We start from the raw sequence: 745 nt of genomic DNA on the forward strand, positions 1-745 counted from the left end.
GGGCGGTCTAGCCCAACAGTAATCAGTCTGGAAATAATAGACGCTTTAACAAGCGATAGTGGTGATAAGTGCGAGGTCAACATCAAACCACAATAAAAATAGAGATGGTCACTTTATAAATAAATTTGCGATTAGCATTAGGTTCTTCAAGGTGCGAGTGAATTTATTTTAAAAACTGAACGCTTTGACCTGAAATGGTGCGGATGAAGAAATGTAATTATATGGCGTCTTAACTATACAAACAACTACAAATTGTAGAACATTGTAGTTAATATACCAACAATTACCAAAATTAATAATAAGGAGGTACAGATGAAAAAGAATAGTTGTCTTAAAAAAAGATATTGAGGTTATTGCTTTAAATGTGATAAACAAAATAAATATATCCCTACACACAATGAAATTACTGATGAACAATGAGCATTAGGTAAAAAGAATTAGGAGGAATTAAATTATGGAAAAAAGATATTTATTAATAACAAATAGTTCATTTACTGGAATAGATACTGAATTATTTTATACATTAGAAGAAGCAAAATATACTGCTAAAAATAAAAGTTGTTCTCAAACAACCATTATTGATTTAGAAGATAAAAATATTAAATGACAAGGAGATAAATAATATGGAAAAAATAAAAAGAAATATTGCTAAATTATTAATTTCAATAAATGATGGTGAATTTGATGGATATGGGCAAAATACTATGAAGCAAATGATTTATGCTGAATTAGAAAAAATTTTTAA

The 745-nt window shown here is 27.4% G+C and carries 2 protein-coding genes; both read left to right on the forward strand.

The features are described 5' to 3' along the window. Positions 1–312 precede the first annotated feature (312 nt). On the forward strand, positions 313–441 hold the full coding sequence (locus C6B38_RS11955) for a hypothetical protein (RefSeq protein ID WP_255401090.1): 129 nt from the start codon (positions 313–315) through the stop codon (positions 439–441). 13 nt (positions 442–454) lie between these two features. After that, on the forward strand, positions 455–622 hold the full coding sequence (locus C6B38_RS10225; protein ID WP_162475850.1) for a hypothetical protein: 168 nt from the start codon (positions 455–457) through the stop codon (positions 620–622). Positions 623–745 lie beyond the last annotated feature (123 nt).

Source organism: Spiroplasma sp. ChiS (genome assembly GCF_002968355.1).
Lineage (GTDB): Bacteria > Bacillota_I > Bacilli_A > Mycoplasmatales > Mycoplasmataceae > Spiroplasma > Spiroplasma citri.